Below are 16857 nucleotides of genomic sequence, written 5' to 3' on the forward strand. Positions count from 1 at the left end.
ATCCTCCCGATCGCATCCTTCGGCCGTTCATGTGGTCATCGCCGTGGCCTTCGGCAAGTCTCCCGTCAAACTTCTCAGACCGGTCATGCGATTGTTGTAATGCGTTGCAAAAGTTGATGCTTTTGCCATGTCCCTGCTTCTTTGCCGCGGCGCGGCCTTGTGGCAGGATGGTGGAAACGTTGCGGTGCGACGGGGCATGCGCGCCGCCGGAGAAGAAAAGGCTCGGGGAGAGGGAAGACGTGGAATTCGCAGGCGTCAAATGGAACTATGACCGTTCGGAACTGATTGCTGACGGCATCGTTCACGGCATCGGCCTGGCGGCTGCCTTGGTTGGCGTGACCGCGCTGATCTTCTACGCAACGCTGTGGAGCACGACCGGCCAGCTTGCCGCCGCCGCCGTCTATGGCGCGGGACTGCTCGCGACACTCTCGATCTCGTTTCTTTACAACCTCTACCCGGTTTCACGCACCAAGTGGTTCCTGCGCCGCTTCGACCATTCCTCGATCTTCGTCTTGATCGCCGCGACCTATACGCCCTTCCTGCAGCGCGGCCTCGATGATCCCTTCCTGTTCGTGATGCTGATCGGCATCTGGGCGATCGCCGGCCTGGGCGTCGCCATCAAGTGCTTCTTCCCGGGCCGCTTCGACCGGCTGGCGATCCTGCTCTATCTCGCCATGGGATGGAGCGGCGTGCTCGCGGTCGGCCCGCTGCTGTCGGCGCTGACGGCAACGACGCTTGTGCTGATCCTGATCGGCGGCATCATCTATTCTGCCGGCGTGATCTTCCATGTGTGGGAAAAGCTGCGCTTCCAGAACGCCATCTGGCATGGCTTCGTCGTAACCGGAGCGGCGGTACACTATTCGGCCGTGCTGACCTGTTTCAGCGCCGCGTCCTGAGCGGCGATCAGTTTGGCGCTTCGCCGGCGGCCGCGGCGACCGGTGGATGCTGGCAACCTTCTGAAGGTCTCAACGCCTCTGCCATGCGCGAAATCACGCCATCGAAGCTGGTGAGCCGGGTCTTGCGGTACTGCAGGCGGAAATAGGCGGCGCTGCCGTCACAGAGCGCGATCGCGCGGGTGTAGAATACTTCGTTACCGCGCGCGCCCGAGAAACTCGCCCAGGCGGCCGTCACACGCGAATAGGAAATCCGCCAGTCACCCTCCCGCTCGTAGCCCATGCGGTCGTTGACGTCGGTCTCGAAGTCACCGTCCATGAGTGTGCTGCCGAAGACCGAAAGGGTCGCGCCGTTGTCGTTGGCGTGAAAACTCGCGCCATCGCCATTGTCGCCCTGGCTCTGCAGTTCGAACCCGGGGGGAATGTCGAGCACGTAGCCAAAGCGTGCGTTGGCGTAGGGAACCCAGTCTTCGGCCGCCGCCGCCGTCAGGGCGGAGGGGAGCAGCAAGGCGAGGGCAGTCAGGATGCGTAGCATGCGGACCTCCTCTCGCTTGCTCGATCTATTGCTTCTAGCGCCGTTTGCGCCATGGTGCCGTTCCCGGCGGAACAGCACCCATGCCACTCCTTCCGCGCCCCGGTGTCAATCCTCGGTAAACGTCATGGCATGGCCGTTCAGGCAATAGCGGAGCCCCGTCGGCGGCGGGCCGTCGGGAAAGACGTGGCCGAGATGCGCATCGCAATCGGCGCAGCGGATTTCCGTGCGCACCATGAAGTGGGAGCGGTCCTCGATCTCGCGGATCGCCTGATCGTCGACCGCGGCGAAGTAGCTCGGCCAACCGCACCCGGAATCGAACTTGGTGTCGGAGCGGAACAACGCCCGGCCGCAACAGACGCATTCGTAGGTGCCCGTCTGTTTGTTGTTGAGGAACGGACCAGTGAACGGACGCTCGGTGCCCTGCTGTCGCGTGATGCGATACTGCTCCGGCGAGAGCTGTGCCCGCCATTCCGCATCGGTTTTCACCACTTTCGGCGTCTTTACGGTCGTCATGAACGTCTCCTGTCGTTGCCGCGACTATATAGGAATGCAGGACCGCGCGCGCAAACATCACCAGGCCGCGTCCGCGTGAAGGGGCCTCAAGCGATTTCGCGGCGGATCACCGCCGGCCCGGCCCCGAGTCTGCGTTTGCTGTCATTGTAGAAGGCGATGAACTCGGCCGCCGGCAGCGCCTTGGAGAACAGCCAGCCCTGGCCGTACTGCACGCCGCGCTCGATGAGATAGTCGGCCTGTTCCTGCCGCTCGATCCCCTCGGCGACGATGTAGAGATCGAGCGATTTGGCGATGTCGATGATATGCGGCGTGATCGAGCTGGTGGCCGAATCGGTGCCGACAGTATCGATGAACGACTTGTCGATCTTCAGCGCATCGAGCGGTAGCTCCTGCAGGTATTGCAGGCTCGAATAGCCGGTGCCGAAGTCGTCGATGGCCACGGAGTGGCCACGCCGGCGCGCCTCCTCGATCGTCGCCCGGGCGGATTTGACGTCCATGAAGCCGCGTTCGGTTGCCTCCAGCCAGATCTGTTCTGTAAGCACGCCGGTGTTTCGAAGCGCCGCCTCGATCACCGGCAGGATGCGTCCGGATTTCAGGTCGTCGGCGGCGAGATTGATCGCGATGTGCAGCGAGCGGTCGGCGACGAGCACGCTCTTCAATTCGGCGACCGTCGCATAGAGGACCTGATCGGTGATTTCCTCGATCAGTCCGTTTTCTTCCGCAAGAGGGATGAAGAGATCTGGCCGGACCATCTGCCCATCCGGTCGCCGCCATCGCACCAACGCCTCCGCACCGACGCAGATGCCGGTCTTGAGCTCGATCAGCGGCTGGTAGTGGACGATGAACTCGCGCCGCTGCACGGCAATCGAAAGCTCGCCAAGCGGCGACAGACGACGCCGGGATAGCCAGACGACAAGCCCGACCATCAGCGCCGCGACCAGCGCCCCGCCTGGCAAGAGCAGCAGGCGTTCCCGATCCATGTCGCTTAGAATGGCGATGCTGGGCGCAGTGGCAACGGCGATCCAGTTTGCGTCCCGTGATGTTGCAAAAAGGTCGTCGGCGTTGCTGCCGGTCTTCGGAAGATCGGCGAGCCGTTCCGTCAGCGACGGGTCAGGATCGTTGAGGGTGCTGACCAGCACGCCGTTTTTGGTGGCGACTGCAAGCCGGGTGCCGGGCTCGGCGATCACGTCGACGAACCGGACCGGGTTGGTCAGCACCGTGTAGGAGCGATACCGGAACGCCGTCATGGGCGCGCCGGTGCTGATTGTCGGATACATCCGCGGGATGACTTCGACGCCGTTGCTCGCAAAGAAATCGGCAGGCGGCGAGCGGGTGAGCCGACGCGGCGGGTAACCCCACGAGGTGCATCTGAGCAACCCGTTCTCGAAGTAGCCGATATCCTCGATGGCGGTCGTGTTGACGACGAGGGAGCGCAAGGCTGCGATATGCGTGGCCATGCATGGCGGCATGTCGAACCGGTCGGCCGTCTTCAGCGCCCGGGACGCTTCTCCGAGCGCGGCGTCTGCGCGCATGATGGCATAGTCGGCCAGGCGGGCGAGCCGGGCCTGTTCGCCGCGCACGGCGATCGACCAGGAAAGATAGTAGGCCGCAAGCATCGGCAGGATCGCGCCGAGGGCGGCCAGGATACTGGCGATGACGACTATGCGAGATCGTTCCAAGCGGGTCCCGCCCTATTCGAGATAGTGATCTTCTGTTCCGTGCCTGCCGTTATCGATACTGAAGCGGGCAACCGCTTCTGAGCCGTTGCAAGGTCTGCTGGCGGAGGCTTGTGGTCGGTTCGCTCTGAATTGAGAAAGTCTGCAAATACAACTATCACGTCTTGCAGTTCCGTTTCCAGAATGTTCGATCTATCCCCCGCCGCCCGATGAATATTTTGCTAACAGCATTTTAATTGTTGTTGGCGGACACCGCGTAAATCGCGCGAATCTGGTAATGCAAGGCTTCCGCTTCGGTTCGTCCGGCCGAACTGACGGATATATAACGCCGATTTTATCCGGATAAGGCTTGAGACCCCAACACCCTTCTTTTATGTCGGGAGTCCGATCGATCATACGATGAAATAAAAGGAGCAGGCCAGGACGATGGATGTTGCGGCCCTGACATTTCTGGCCCTCGCACTGCCTTTCGTCGCGGCATTGCTCGCGCCGCTTCTGACACGTCTTCTCGGGCACAACGCCGCCTGGGTGCTTGCGCTGTTTCCCTTGGCGATCGTGCTGCACTTTATCGGCTTCTGGCCGGAAGTCGCCAAGGGCGAGGTGGTTACGGGCGGCTATGCCTGGATACCCTCGTTCAACGTCAGCTTTTCCTGGCTGATCGACGGCCTGTCGCTCACATTCGTCCTGCTGATTGCCGGCATCGGCGCGCTGATCGTGCTCTATTCCGGCGGCTATCTGAAGGGCCACCCGCAGCAGGGGCGGTTCTTTTCCTTCATCCTGATGTTCATGGGCTCGATGCTCGGGGTCGTCGTCTCCGACAGCTTCCTGATGCTCTTTGTGTTCTGGGAACTGACCTCGATCACCTCGTTCCTGCTGATCGGCTTCGATCATTCGCGCGAGGCGGCAAGGCGCGCAGCCCTGCAGGCGCTGGTCGTAACCGGAGGCGGGGGCCTGTTCCTGCTTGCCGGACTGCTGATCATCTGGAACGTCAGCGGCGTCACCCAGCTCTCGCTGCTGTCTGCCTTCGGGCCGGAGATGCGCGAAAGCCCGTTCTATCTGGCGGCGCTGCTCCTGGTACTTGGCGGCGCCTTTACCAAGTCGGCCCAGTTCCCCTTCCATTTCTGGCTGCCGAACGCGATGGAAGCCCCGACGCCCGTCTCGGCCTATCTGCATTCGGCGACCATGGTGAAGGCCGGTGTCTATCTCCTGATGCGGCTGAACCCGGTGCTCGGCGGCACACCCGAATGGCAGATCCTTTTGCCGCTCTTCGGCGGCGCCACACTCGTCATCGGCGCGGCGCTCGCCTGCCGCCAGACTGACCTGAAGCTGATGCTCGCCTACACGACGATGGCGTCTCTCGGCCTGCTGGTCATGCTGACAGGGCTTGGCGCACCCCACGCGATCGAAGCGGCGGTGCTCTATCTTGTCGCCCATTCGCTGTTCAAAGGCGCCCTGTTCATGGTCGCCGGCATCATCGACCACGAGACCGGCACGCGCGACGTGACGAGGCTCGGGGGGCTTCGCTCCGCCATGCCGCTCACCTTCGTCATAGCGCTTGCCGCGGCATTCTCGATGGGCGGGCTGTTTCCCTTCTTCGGCTTCATCGCCAAGGAGGAGATCTACTACGCACTCTCAGGCTTCGATCGCCGTTCCCTGGTCTTTGCCGCGATTGCGATCCTCGGCAATGCACTGATGTTCGCGGTGGCCTTTGCCGTCGCGCTCAAGCCGTTCGTCGGTGCAAAGGTCGAGACGCCGAAGGCGCCCCATGAGGCTCCGATCTTGCTCTGGCTCGGGCCGGCGCTGCTTGCCGCCAAGGGGCTTTCCGCGGCGCTGCTTTCCGGACTGACGCATGAACTGGTATCGACGCCGATGGCGTCGGCGATCGCGGGCGAACCCCGTGCGGTCACGATTTCGGTCGTTCCTCACGTCGGCTTGCCCTTGATCATGTCGATCGTGACCGCAGTCATCGGCATCGGCTTTTATCTGAAGCTAGACCGTGTGCGTGCCTTCATGGTGACGATCCTTGCCGATATCGGCTGGGGTCCGGATCGCGGCTTCGACCAGTTCATCCGCGGGCTCGTTCGTTTCTCCGTCACACTGACCCGCCGGCTGCAATCCGGGCGCCTCGAAGTCTACATGACCACGACCTTCATCCTCGTTGCCTTCGTGCTTTTGGTCGTGCCGATCGCCTATGGCGAGTTCCCGCGCGCGCCGTTCTTTGCCGCCGACGTGCCGCTGCATGAATTGGCGATCATGGCGATCGCGGTCATCGGCCTCATCGCCGTGGTGCTTGCTGCCGACCGGTTGACCGCCATCGTTTCGCTCGGCATCCAGGGCTTTGCCGTCGCGGTCATCTTCCTGCTCTATGGCGCGCCGGATCTGGCCTTCACCCAGTTCATGATCGAGACGCTTTCGGTCGTCGTCCTTGCGCTTGTGATGACGCGGCTCCGGTTGTCGCCATCGGACCATCGTCCGCTTGCGCAAAAAATCCCGGATGTCGCGATCGCCCTTGCCTGCGGTCTCGGCTTCGGGCTGATGCTGTTGAAGGTGACGGGTGTACCCTTCGATGCGACGCTCACCGACTTCTTCAATCTCTACTCGAAGTCGATCGCCCACGGCGCCAATGTGGTGAACGTCATCATCGTCGATTTCCGCGGCACGGACACGCTGGGCGAGATCGCAGTGGTGATGGTCACGGGTCTTGCGATCCTGTCCTTGGTTCGCTTGAGGGCGGGTTCGCTTCGACGCGTCGCCGATAACGATCCGGATGCGGAGGAAGGCGCATGAAGTCGGTGATTTTCCGCGCCGTCGCGCCGTTCCTGACGAGCCTCATGGTGCTGTTTTCGATCTTCGTCCTGTTGCGCGGCCACAACGAGCCGGGCGGCGGTTTCATCGGCGGCTTGATCGCGGTGTCTGCGCTGGCGATCTACGGCATCGCCTGCGGTGTCGAGACGGTGCGCCGCGCGATCTATTTCCACCCGATGGCGATTGCCGGGGCAGGCCTCCTGGCCGCGACGGTCGCCGGCCTGATCTCGATCGCCGCCCGCGTTCCCTTCATGACCGGCCTGTGGGTCTATCCCTCGGTGCTCGGCCTGGAAGTACCGCTCTCGACGGTGATGCTGTTTGATTGCGGCGTTTATCTCGTGGTCGTCGGCGCGATCAGTTCGATTGCGCTTTCGCTCGAAGAGCGGGGAGGCGAATGATGGAAGCCTGGTTCGCTCTGCTCGTCGGCATCTTCTTCACGGTCGCCGTCTATCTGCTCCTGTCGAAGTATGTCATCCGGGTGCTGCTTGGCGTTGCCATCCTCGGAAATGCCGTCAACCTCCTGATCTTTACCGGTGGCAGGCTCACGCGTGGCATCCCGCCGGTCGTTCCCAGCCAAAAGGATGCGCTCGTCGGCCCCGCCGCCAACGCCCTGCCGCAGGCGCTGATCCTGACGGCGATCGTCATCTCCTTCTCCTTTTTCGCGTTCCTGCTGGTTCTTGCGTGGCGGGCATACGAGCAGCTGCAAACCGACAATACCGACGAGATGCGCGTTGCCGAGCCGAAGGACGAGCCGGCCGCGCCGCTTGGATACTGACCGACCCATGGCCGCTACAACCTCTCCCCCCGCAGATCTCTCCGCCGCGCTCGTGCTCGAGCCCGTCGCGTCTGCCGACTGGCTGGTCATCCTGCCAGTTGCCTGGTGCCTCGCAATCGGCGCGCTGCTCGTGATGCTGCGCCGGAAAATTGATTGGCATCCCTACATCGCGGTCGCCGGCCTGGCCGGGCTCGTCATCATCGACGCGCTCCTTCTTCGCCATGTCCTTGCAAGCGGACCGGTAACGATGGTCATGGGGCGCTGGCTGCCGCCTTTCGGCATCGCCTTCACCGTCGACCTGACCGGCGCGCTCTTTGCTTTGACGGCCTCCGTCGTGGCGCTTGCCGGCGGCATCTATTCGCTCGCCGACATCAACGACAGCGGCCGGCGCTACGGCTTCTATCCGTTCCTGATGCTGCTGATGGCCGGCGTCTCCGGCGCCTTTCTGACCGGCGATATCTTCAATCTCTATGTCTGGTTCGAGGTGTTGCTGATCTCGTCCTTCGGCCTGATCGTGCTCGGCTCCGAACGCGAACAGATCGACGGAGCGGTGAAATACGGCTTCCTCAACCTGGTCGCGACGACCCTGTTCCTGATCACGACCGGCTATCTCTATGCGAGCTTCGGCACGCTCAACATGGCCGACATTGCCCGCAAGGCCGAGGGGCTCGCGGGTACGGCGCCGCTGATGACGCTGACGGCGCTGTTCGTGCTTGCCTTCGGCATGAAGGCTGCTGCCTTTCCGGTGAACTTCTGGCTGCCGGCGTCCTATCATACGCCGCGCGTGGTCGTGTCGGCGCTCTTTGCCGGTCTGCTTACCAAGGTCGGGATCTACGCCTTGATCCGCGTTACCGTCATGCTGCTGCCGGTCGAGCGCGAAGAACTGAGCTTCGTCATCGCCATTGCCGGCGCGCTGACGATGCTCGTCGGCGTTCTGGGCGCGTTGGCGCAGACAGATTTCCGCCGCATGCTCGGCTATCTCGTCGTCTCCGGCATCGGCTCGATCCTTGCGGGTGTCGCTGTCGGCGGCCCGGGCGGCATCGGCGGCGCGATCTTCTACGCGCTGCATTCGATGCTCGTCATGACCGCGCTTTATCTCGCGTCCGGTGTCGCGGCGAGGCTCGGCGGCAGCTTCTCGCTTGTCTCTCTGGCGGGCCTCTATCGCCGCCATGCCGGTTTCGCGGCGCTGACGCTCATGCTTGCCTTCGCCGTCTCCGGCCTGCCGCCGTTCTCCGGCTTCTGGCCCAAGGTGATGCTGGTCAAGGCGGCGCTCGATATCGGCGCCTGGTGGCTGGCGGCGGTCCTGCTTCTGACCGGCTTCCTGACGACCATCGTCACCGGCCGCTTCTTCCTGCTCGCCTATTGGCGTGATGCGGCCTCTGGTGAGGGCGGCGCTGCGTCTGCGACGATCGCGCCGACGGCACTTCTGCCGCTTGCAGCCTTGACTGTGCTGGCGCTCGCGATCGGTCTTTATCCGGAGCCGTTGCTTGCCATGGTTCAGAGTGCAGCGGCGGGCCTTTCCGAGCCGTCGGCCTACCTGGACTCGGTCTTCCCGGGAGGTGCCCCGTGACCAAGTTCCTGACCATCAATCTCGTGTTCACGGCGATCTGGGGCGCCATCAGCGCCAGCTTCTCGCCGGCCAACCTGATCCTCGGTTTTGCCGTCGGAGCACTGTCGCTCTTTCTCATCCGGCGCGAGCTTCAGCCGGTTGCCTACCCTGTGCGCCCGATCAAGCTTTTCCTGCTGACGGCGCTGTTCTTCAAGGAACTGGCAATTTCGGCGACCAAGGTCGCCTTGCTGGTCATTCAGCCGAAGATGGTGTTGAAGCCCGGCATCTTCGCCTATCCGCTGACGGTCAAGAGCGACTTCGAAATCGCGCTGCTGGCCAATCTCATCACGCTGACGCCGGGAACGCTGTCGGTCGACGTCTCCGACGACCGCCGCACGCTCTATGTTCATGCGCTCGACTGCGCCGATCCGGGTGGCCTCAGGCGCGATATCGCCAATGGCTTCGAGCGCCGGATCAAGGAGGCTTTCGAATGACCCTGTCGGCGCAGATTCTCGCCCTTGCCACCGGCTTTGCGTTTGTCGTCCTGTCCGCAGCGCTTCTGATAACGGTCTGGCGCATCATCCGCGGCCCGACATTGCCGGATCGGGTGCTCGGCCTCGATATGCTGGTGGCGATCGCCATCGGCCTCATCGCTGTCGTTGCCATCCGCACCGGCTTCAACCTTTACATCGACATAGCCATCGCGCTCGGCCTTGTCGGTTTCCTGGCAACGGTCGCCTTTGCCCGCTTCGTCCTCGCGCGCGGCCTGTCGCCGGAGAGGGCGGCTGTCGAAGGGGGCGGAGTGCAGGTCAAACGCGCGTCGGCGACGAGAGGCAAATCGACGCAGCGCAAGCGCAAGGGGGCGCGCCGATGAGCCCGGTCCTCGAGATTGCCGTCACCCTGCTGGTCGCCGTTCTGTTGGTTGTCGGCGCGATCTTTTCGCTGCTGGCGGCGATCGGCATCATCCGTTTCCCCGATCTCTATACGCGCATGCATGCGGCCTCCAAGGCCGGCACGATCGGATCGGGCCTGTTGCTTCTGGCCGCAGGCGTGCATTCTCTCGATCCAGCCATCTTGATTCGCGCGCTCGCAGGCTTCTTTTTCTTCGTTCTGACTGCGCCGATCTCGGCTCATCTCCTGGCAAAAGCCGCACATCAGGTAGGTTACAGGCTGACAAAGCTGTCTGTCATAGATCAGCTTCCGCAAAAGGAAGAGCCGCGTCGCGACTGATCGACGACAGTTCTGAAACTGTATTTCAGAACATTACGATCGAGTGTGGCCATTTTAGCAATTTGGAGATAAACTTGCTAAGTGTCGCTAAATTTATGTTTGGATTTTTCGCGCATCGATGTTAATCGAGTAAATGTAAAGTGTCGTCGTGGAAAATACTTTGATCTGAAATTCCAGCTTGAGTTGTGAATGCTGATTGTTGCTTTGAGAGTTCGGTCGTCACCGGTGACTCGGCAGCAGGTTTTGTAATCAAATTCCAGCTCTTGATATCGCGGCCGGTGTTTCTCCTTGCCGCGTTGATGGTCCATCCCAAGGCAGCCAAGGCTTCCTGACGGCTCTTGCAAGCGTTCCTCCCCCGAAACGCCGTTTCGGGTTGTGCTTAAGTCCGATAGGAGAAAGAAATGACTGAAACAGCGCTTGGCGCGAGCCATGAACTTCTGGTTGAGCTGACGGCGGAAATCGTTGCCGCTTACGTCAGCAATCATGTGGTTCCGGTCGCCGAGCTTTCCACGCTGATCGCAGATGTGCATTCGGCGCTGAACAACACGGCGGCTCCCGCGCCGGTCGTCATCCCCGTCGAAAAGCCGAAGCCGGCCGTATCGGTCCGCAAGTCCGTTCAGGACGACCAGATCACCTGCCTCGAATGCGGCGGCACCTTCAAGTCGCTGAAGCGCCACCTGATGACCCACCACAATCTGTCGCCGGAAGAATACCGCGAGAAGTGGGACCTGCCGACCGATTACCCGATGGTCGCGCCCGCCTATGCGGAAGCACGTTCGCGCCTCGCCAAGGAAATGGGTCTCGGCCAGCGCCGCAAGCGTCGCGGCAAGTAAGACTGGTCGTCCCGCGGGCCCAATTGCCCCGCGCATGACGGATATGGGCATGTTCACAAAGGCCGGACCAGAGTGTCCGGCCTTTGTGTTTCGATGGCAATGGAGAAGGTCGTGCGTCCGGCCCCGCGCTGTTCAAGCCGCCAGGCGAAGCTCCGCCTCGTTCTTGATGCGGCGGATCATCGAGCGCAGACCGTTGGCGCGCTGGGTCGACAGATGCTCGATCAGGCCGATCTTGCCGAAGGTGTCGATCGCATCGATCCGGGCGATGTCGGAGGCATGTTTGCCGGAGTAGATGGCAAGCACGATGGCGACGAGCCCGCGCACGATATGGGCGTCGGACTCGCCCTCGAAATTAAGGACGGGATCCTCGGGATTGCCGGCCGCATTGGTGACGAGCCAGACTTGGCTGGCACAACCCTGAACCTTGTTTTCCTGCGTGCGCTTGGCCTCGGGCATTTCCGGCAGCGCTTTGCCGAGCTCGATCACATAGCGATAGCGATCCTCCCATTCTTCAAGAAAGGCGAAATCGTCGATGATCTGGTCGAGCGTCGTCATGGTCCGGTCCATTCGTCGGGAGATTATAGGCTCGCCGGTCCTTGCCGCGAACACTTTCATTACTGTTCTTGCCCGCCGCTTTCACGCGCTCGAGCTTTCAGCCTTCATATAGGCGATGGCAGAGCCATTGAGAACCGGCAAATATACGACGGATGCGGAGCACCTATCTCTTGGTCAGACCGAGATGCTTGTCGGGATACTGATTGAAAAGGTCACGTTGCCGCCAGCGCCCTCGATATTGCCGGTGGCGGCCGAAAGCGACTGGCCGGCGGTCCGGGCCTCATCCGCATCGCGGCCGGATCCCTTGGCGCGTAATTCCTGCTCCGCCTTGCGCAGCAGTTGCTTCACTTGTTCGGCAACGGATTTGAGTTCGGCTGCCACCTCCGCCAGGGGATCGGAGCCGCCGTCATCCCCGCCGAATTCGCGATAGGCACGCTCGGCAAAGCTTGTCCGTTCCGAAGAGGGCTCAGCCTCACCGCCGGCCACGGGGGCATCGGTTTGCGCGCTGGACGCATCTGCCTGCACGGTGCCGGCATCGGCAAGCACGGCTGCGGCCGAGGCGGATGCGACGCCGCTTGCCGCTCCCCCGCCGCCGGCGCCGGCCAGCTGTTGGGCGGCCGTGCCGAGCTGTTGTGCAAGCTGCTTGGCGAGCCTTGCAAGCGTTTCCGGGTCCGATGCGAAGAACCGGAGCATGCGGAGCTGCTCCTTGACTTCGTCGAGCTTCTTTTTAGCGGCAGCGGCGCGGTTCGCAGCACTTTCGTCATCGCGGCCAAGAAGCAGGGCGGTCGAGGCAGGGCTCTTGCTTTCGCCAACTGCGCCGGGGGCGGCGCCGGACGCCGCCGGGCGTGTCACGCTGGCGTTCGAGAAAAGCCCATAAATCTGCATTGTCTGCCTCCAGCCGTCGGTGCGGCGGACCTAAGCAGGCAGGGCTTGCGTGTGGCTGTGCGGCGAGAAAATCAGCGGTTGCGGGTGCAAAAAAGAAAACGCCGCGAGGGGATGGGATCCTCGCGGCGGCCGCAACGGGACGGCAAGTCAGGCAGTAAGTCAGGAATGTGCAGGATGCGGCGCGGTCACTGGATAACGGCAGCCTTGGGGTCGAGGCGCTTTTCCGGAACCGGGGTGCGCTTGAAGACCGGTTCGGCGTCGAGGGTGCTGACCTCGGTCGCCGGAGCTGCCACGTCGGCAGCCGGCGTGACCGTACCGGTCGTCACCTTGGCATCCGGCGTCGTGGCATCGGTTTCGGCAAACTGTGTGTCGAGGAATTCGTAGGCGATGCGGGCGCCTTCGCGGGCTCGGTGGCCGAGGGCAACGAAGGTTTCGGCACCCTTCTGGCAGACATCCGGCTTCTGGATGCAGATGGCGCTGATGTATTGGAACGCCTCATTGGCAGCAGAGAAGGTGTCGCCGAGTTCTACTTTCGGGGCGTGTTCGAGTTTCTGCGCGCTCGAAGGGTCGAGGAACGGCAGCAACACCAGTACCAGCGAAAACCAGAATGTCGCCTTGATGAGAAACCACATGTTCTGCCCATCCTTCGTTCGGCTGCCGCGGCCCACCAGTCTTGTAGCTGGCTTTTGCACCTTCGACATCCCGCAGCGCCGTGGTATCCCCTGATACCCGTTCACGCCACCTTCTAATCCTTGGAGCCTGCCGGCGTTCTCTTGGTGCCCGGCCCCTTGTTGAGATCGACATTACGGCGGGAATCACAAGACGGCTTTTCGAAATCGAGCGGCATTTGCTTCAAATTTTAATGAAATGCCGGTGTCCGGCGATTTGCAGGGCATTTGTGTCGCATTTTAGCGTTCGCCGTTAAGGTTCGTGGCAGAGCCGGGCGCGGCAACCCCGAACGCAGCGGCAATCGCACGCCAAAAGCCGCGCCACAATCGTTAACACAGTGCAGAAAATGCACAGAAATCCGTTGCTTACGCCCCATTAACCACAAGAAATGAAGGTCGCCCGATTTGGCTCAAAACGGGATTTTTCGACCGTTTCGCACGGTTCCGGCACGGCCGCGTTTATTCTTTCATTAAGCCGGGGATGCGAGATTCCGACATGTCACGAGGCGGCTTGAGTCTCGATCCAAAGGGTCGTGAAAACAGAGAGCGTCGGCCTCGCAAGAACAACAAATGTAGCAGGGTAAAGCGTGAGCGTATTGCGTAACATGGCTGGCAGATGGACGTCCCGTGTGGACGAGGTCGCGGCCCTGTGGCTTCCCCGTCGTGAGGCGTCTTCGCCGGCCGATCTCCGCCATGCGAAGCGTTTGCGCACGCTGGCAGCGGTTTCCCTGACGGCCCTGCCGGTGGTGCCGCTTGCCCTGTCGCTCGCCATGCCCGTGTCTTCGGCTCTTCCTTTGGGCACCGCTCTTTGGGCCTCGGCCTCGCTGCTTGCGGCTGCCGGCGCGATTGTTCGCGGCCGCGCGCCGGAAGATGTGGCACCGCCATTGGAGCCGGTCGTTCCGGATCTGTCTGCCGCCTATGACCTCTTTGCGGGTCTGGTGACTGTGCATGATCTGCGCGGCAACGTGCTTTCCGTGCACGGCCGCGACGCGGTCGAGCATCTGACCCTGATGCGCGATCCAGCGGGCCGGGGTTTCATCGAGCAGATCCACATATCCGATCGCATCACCTTCCTGAGCGCGATCGACATTCTTCGCCAGGGCGGCGACCGGGCGACGGTCGACATCCGCATCGAGCGGCGCACGCTGCCGATCGAAGGCGAACAGTTTGTCTATATGTCCTGTGAGCTGGCGCCGCTGCGCGACGACAATGGCCGGCTGGTCGCGATCCTCGCTCAGTCGCGTGATGTCTCGCAAGAAGCGGGCCTGCGCGCCGAAGCTGCGGCCAGAACAGCCGAGGCGGTATCGGCAAACGATGCCAAGACGCGCTTCCTTGCCGCCGTCAGCCATGAACTGCGCACGCCGCTCAATGCCATTCTCGGCTTTTCCGACGTGCTTGCCGGCGAGTATTTCGGCAAGCTCGAGAACGATCGCCAGCGCGAATATGTGGGCCTGATCCATAAGTCCGGCGAGCACCTGCTTTCCGTCGTCAACACCATGCTCGACATGAGCAAGATCGAAGCCGGTCGCTACGAGTTGATGCCCGAGCCCTTCGGTGTGGCCGAAGCCGTTTCCGCCTGCGAGGCGATGTTGTCGCACCAGGCCACGGAAAAGGGCGTGAAGCTTGCAAGCCGCATCACCCGCGGCATCGGCGAGATCAACGCAGACCAGCGCGCCTTCCAGCAGATCCTCATCAATCTGGTCGGCAATGCCATCAAGTTCACCGATCAGGGCGGCGTCGTCACGATCGATGCGGAGGCCGACGGCGCGATGCTGAAGCTTTCCGTCAGCGATACCGGCATCGGGATTGCGGCCGACAAGCTGGCGCTGCTTGGTCAACCTTTTGTCCAGATCCAGAACGATTATACTCGTCGCTACGAAGGCACCGGCCTTGGCCTCTCGCTGGTCAAGGGTCTGGTTGCGTTGCACGGCGGAGAGCTTTCCATCCGTAGCCGCGAAGGCGAGGGTACCGTCATCGTCGTCACGCTGCCGCGTGATGGCTCCGGTATCGCCTGCGCGGAGCAGGAAGAAGCGCGTACGCCGGTGACGGTGGAATTTCCACCGCGCCTGAAGGATTGTGATGTCGCCCCGGCCGCCGAAGGGGGGCGGTTCGAGGGGAAAAGCTTGAACGAGGAACGGGGATATGGCACCGCGCAAGCGAAAACAGCCTGACCGGAAAAAGGCTGCGCGGCAAACGCCCGGCCTGGCCGTGCGCGGGCTGGTCCTTGCCGGACGGGGTGCTGGGCTTGCCGGTCGTCTGATGGCGCGCCATCCGTTGGTGTCCGGTGGCTCGGCCGCCTTCCTCGTCGTGTTCTCCTTCGTTGCGGCCAATGCCATGTGGTATCAGCACGGCACGCACCCGTCGCCGCTGTTGCGCACCCGCGTCCCGCTAGTCAGCGCCGAAACGGCGCAGCGAATCGCCATCGCCAAGGGCGAGGAGATCGAGCCGCGAAAGGTGACCACCTTCGTTATCGAGCGCGAGGGTGAGGCAAAGGCTGAAAACGTCGAGGATGTGATCGCGTCTGCCTCTGCGGACGCGGCGTCGGAAAAGCCGTCGCCCGAACGGGTCGCGAGCGTGCCGGATCCGGCGCAGTCGAAGCTTGTCTCCGAGATCCAGAAGGAATTGGGCCGGATCGGCCTTTATGACGGCGCGCCGGACGGACGGAGCGGTCCGCGCACGGCAGCCGCGATCCTGAGGTTCGAGGAGCGGGCGGGTCGCACGGGAACCGGCGCGGCGAGCGTCGAGCTGCTGCAGGCCTTGAAGTCTGCACCGGCTGAAAAGGCCGCCGCGGTTCCGGCTGGGCGGCCGCTTTTCGAAACGAAGGGCGGGGGCGTGGAAATCGATCCGGTCGCTGCGGCCATCCGCTCGGCCGAGAAGGAAAGCACCTTCGTTCCGCGCGCGGAAATTCCGGTATCGAGCGAACTGGTGCTGAACATCCAGAAGGGTCTCAGCAACCTCGCCTATGCGGACGTGGCGGTCGACGGTGTTGCCGGAGAACAGACGCGGGCAGCCATTCGCCACTTCGAAAAGCACTACCGCCTGCCACAGACCGGCGAACCCAATCCCCAGGTGCTGAAGAAGCTCAAGGAAATCGGCGCGCTCTGACGCATTTAATGCACGCCCCGCGCCTGTCGTCGCTCAGCTGCGGTTTGCCTCCTTCGCTCCGCGCGTGTATCAGCCTCCCATGCGCCTGAAGTCCCACATCTTCGTCTCGTCCCTGCTGCGTCGTGCGTTTTCGCTTGGCGGCTATGCCGCGGTGCTGCGCAAGGGAGCAGAGGACGCCGGCGCGATCTTCATTCGCCAGCGGACGCGTTTGGGCACCGAGACGCTCTTTGCCCCGGCGCCGCAGAATTTCTTCGCCGACGAGATTGATCTCGGCCGCAAGTTCGAAGTGCGGCTCAGCGACAGCGACGCCGAGCAGGTCGACGCGGCGCTTGTAAGCGAGATCCGCTTCGATCCGGATTGCTGGATCGTGGAGATCGAGCTGGACGACCGCGGCGATCTGTTCGAGGTCGTTGCCGAAGATGGAAAAGGCCAGCCCTGACGCCGTCTTGCCGAATGCGCCGACCTGCTTGACTCTCCACTTGGTGGAGGCCGTAGGACGCGTTTATGGGCGATCAAATCTTTTCGATAGGCGAAGTTTCGAAGCTGAGCGGCGTACCGGTCCGGCGGCTTCGGTTTTACTCGGACAAGGGGTTGCTGCCACCGTCCACACGGACGGAGAGCGGTTACCGTATGTATTCCGGGGCCGACCTGGCGCGGCTGGACCTTGTTCTTGCCCTGCGTGAAGCGGGCGTGAGCCTCGCGGACATCAGCAAGATCCTGGCCAACCGAACCTCGTTTACCGACGTTCTGGCTTTGCGGCTTCGAACGCTCGAAACGGAAATCCGGTCAAAACGCCGGATCGCCACGGCCTTGAGAATGGCTTTGAGGATCCATG

18 protein-coding genes and 1 pseudogene are annotated in these 16857 nt (G+C 62.5%); 13 read left to right on the top strand and 6 right to left on the bottom strand.

From position 1 onward, the window contains the following. Positions 1 to 239: 239 nt before the first annotated feature. Positions 240 to 896, top strand: coding sequence for a hemolysin III family protein (locus IB263_RS05105; RefSeq protein WP_029742916.1), 657 nt, complete (start codon positions 240 to 242; stop codon positions 894 to 896). Between the two features lie 7 nt (positions 897 to 903). On the opposite strand, the gene IB263_RS05110 is transcribed toward IB263_RS05105, so the two are convergent. The 3 genes from IB263_RS05110 to IB263_RS05120 form a co-directional block, all read right to left on the bottom strand. Further along, a complete protein-coding gene (locus tag IB263_RS05110; protein WP_049811034.1) occupies positions 904 to 1428 on the bottom strand; it encodes a hypothetical protein in 525 nt (174 codons plus the stop codon). Positions 1429 to 1533: 105 nt separating this feature from the next. Then, positions 1534 to 1941 carry a peptide-methionine (R)-S-oxide reductase MsrB gene (gene msrB / locus IB263_RS05115; protein WP_034789321.1) on the bottom strand — a complete coding sequence of 136 codons (408 nt, stop codon included), beginning with the start codon at positions 1939 to 1941 and terminating at the stop codon, positions 1534 to 1536. An 86-nt stretch (positions 1942 to 2027) separates the two neighbouring features. Further along, on the bottom strand, positions 2028 to 3620 hold the full coding sequence (locus tag IB263_RS05120; protein ID WP_049811035.1) for an EAL domain-containing protein: 1593 nt from the start codon (positions 3618 to 3620) through the stop codon (positions 2028 to 2030). A gap of 423 nt (positions 3621 to 4043) precedes the next feature. Here IB263_RS05120 and IB263_RS05125 point away from each other — a divergent pair, with 423 nt between their 5' ends. The 8 genes from IB263_RS05125 (at position 4044) to mucR (ending at position 10809) form a co-directional block, all read left to right on the top strand. Further along, positions 4044 to 6404 carry a putative monovalent cation/H+ antiporter subunit A gene (locus IB263_RS05125; RefSeq protein ID WP_192437823.1) on the top strand — a complete coding sequence of 787 codons (2361 nt, stop codon included), beginning with the start codon at positions 4044 to 4046 and terminating at the stop codon, positions 6402 to 6404. After that, positions 6401 to 6820, top strand: a complete 420-nt coding sequence (locus tag IB263_RS05130) for a Na(+)/H(+) antiporter subunit B (protein ID WP_034789325.1) — start codon at positions 6401 to 6403, stop codon at positions 6818 to 6820. The genes IB263_RS05125 and IB263_RS05130 overlap by 4 nt, the downstream gene beginning before the upstream one ends. Further along, positions 6820 to 7197 (top strand): Na+/H+ antiporter subunit C, encoded by a 378-nt coding sequence (locus IB263_RS05135; RefSeq protein WP_034789327.1) that lies wholly within the window; start codon positions 6820 to 6822, stop codon positions 7195 to 7197. Before IB263_RS05130 ends, IB263_RS05135 begins: the two co-directional genes overlap by 1 nt. Positions 7198 to 7204: 7 nt before the next feature. Then, positions 7205 to 8767, top strand: a complete 1563-nt coding sequence (locus tag IB263_RS05140) for a Na+/H+ antiporter subunit D (protein ID WP_034789329.1) — start codon at positions 7205 to 7207, stop codon at positions 8765 to 8767. Further along, complete coding sequence (locus tag IB263_RS05145) at positions 8764 to 9240, top strand: Na+/H+ antiporter subunit E (RefSeq protein WP_034789330.1); 477 nt, start codon at positions 8764 to 8766, stop codon at positions 9238 to 9240. Before IB263_RS05140 ends, IB263_RS05145 begins: the two co-directional genes overlap by 4 nt. Continuing rightward, on the top strand, positions 9237 to 9620 hold the full coding sequence (locus IB263_RS05150) for a cation:proton antiporter (protein ID WP_034789332.1): 384 nt from the start codon (positions 9237 to 9239) through the stop codon (positions 9618 to 9620). The genes IB263_RS05145 and IB263_RS05150 overlap by 4 nt, the downstream gene beginning before the upstream one ends. Continuing rightward, positions 9617 to 9976 carry a monovalent cation/H(+) antiporter subunit G gene (gene mnhG / locus IB263_RS05155; protein ID WP_034789334.1) on the top strand — a complete coding sequence of 120 codons (360 nt, stop codon included), beginning with the start codon at positions 9617 to 9619 and terminating at the stop codon, positions 9974 to 9976. Before IB263_RS05150 ends, mnhG begins: the two co-directional genes overlap by 4 nt. Positions 9977 to 10377: 401 nt before the next feature. Next, positions 10378 to 10809, top strand: coding sequence for an exopolysaccharide biosynthesis transcriptional regulator MucR (gene mucR, locus IB263_RS05160; RefSeq protein ID WP_034789336.1), 432 nt, complete (start codon positions 10378 to 10380; stop codon positions 10807 to 10809). 132 nt (positions 10810 to 10941) lie between these two features. Here the strand turns inward: mucR and IB263_RS05165 are convergent, their stop codons facing one another. From IB263_RS05165 to IB263_RS05175, 3 genes are all read right to left on the bottom strand, one after another. Further along, entirely contained in the window at positions 10942 to 11364 is a 423-nt protein-coding gene (locus tag IB263_RS05165; RefSeq protein WP_034789482.1) for a SufE family protein, read from the bottom strand. 174 nt (positions 11365 to 11538) lie between these two features. Further along, positions 11539 to 12249 (bottom strand): hypothetical protein, encoded by a 711-nt coding sequence (locus IB263_RS05170; protein ID WP_192437825.1) that lies wholly within the window; start codon positions 12247 to 12249, stop codon positions 11539 to 11541. Positions 12250 to 12434: 185 nt separating this feature from the next. Then, positions 12435 to 12881, bottom strand: coding sequence for a DUF5330 domain-containing protein (locus tag IB263_RS05175; protein WP_060604068.1), 447 nt, complete (start codon positions 12879 to 12881; stop codon positions 12435 to 12437). 641 nt (positions 12882 to 13522) lie between these two features. Here IB263_RS05175 and IB263_RS05180 point away from each other — a divergent pair. The 4 genes and pseudogenes from IB263_RS05180 to IB263_RS34645 form a co-directional block, all read left to right on the top strand. Beyond that, entirely contained in the window at positions 13523 to 15088 is a 1566-nt protein-coding gene (locus IB263_RS05180; RefSeq protein ID WP_192438021.1) for a HAMP domain-containing sensor histidine kinase, read from the top strand. Next, positions 15060 to 16022: a peptidoglycan-binding domain-containing protein gene (locus tag IB263_RS05185; protein ID WP_060516213.1), complete on the top strand. Its 963-nt coding sequence runs from the start codon at positions 15060 to 15062 to the stop codon at positions 16020 to 16022. Before IB263_RS05180 ends, IB263_RS05185 begins: the two co-directional genes overlap by 29 nt. A gap of 79 nt (positions 16023 to 16101) precedes the next feature. Then, positions 16102 to 16461: a DUF1491 family protein gene (locus IB263_RS05190; protein WP_192437827.1), complete on the top strand. Its 360-nt coding sequence runs from the start codon at positions 16102 to 16104 to the stop codon at positions 16459 to 16461. A 65-nt stretch (positions 16462 to 16526) separates the two neighbouring features. Next, a pseudogene (locus IB263_RS34645) lies at positions 16527 to 16733 on the top strand (MerR family transcriptional regulator); the annotation flags it as partial. Positions 16734 to 16857: the final 124 nt, after the last annotated feature.

Origin of the sequence: Ensifer sp. ENS03 (genome assembly GCF_014852035.1) — a bacterium.
Lineage (GTDB): Bacteria > Pseudomonadota > Alphaproteobacteria > Rhizobiales > Rhizobiaceae > Ensifer > Ensifer adhaerens.